General features: G+C 66.1%; 1 pseudogene. It reads left to right on the top strand.

The window, feature by feature from the left end:
• Window positions 1-233, top strand: a pseudogene (locus FMEAI12_RS14250) (transposase); the annotation flags it as partial.

Below are 233 nucleotides of genomic sequence, written 5' to 3'. Positions count from 1 at the left end.
GAAACGGCAGACCGACACGACATGGCGACAGTTCCTGCGCACGCAGGCAGCGACCATGCTGGCCGTGGACTTTTTCCACGTGGACTGCGCGGTGACGCTGCGGCGGCTGTACTGCTTCTTCGTCATAGAGGTCGGCTCCCGCTCCGTCCACATCCTCGGGGTCACCTCCCACCCCGACGGCCCGTGGACCACCCAACAGATCCGCAACCTCCTCCTGGACCTCGGCGACCGGA

The sequence above is a fragment of the Parafrankia sp. Ea1.12 genome (assembly GCF_900465275.1).
Taxonomy (GTDB): Bacteria; Actinomycetota; Actinomycetes; order Frankiales; family Frankiaceae; genus Parafrankia; species Parafrankia soli.
This window is presented reverse-complemented; position numbering and strand designations above follow the sequence as displayed.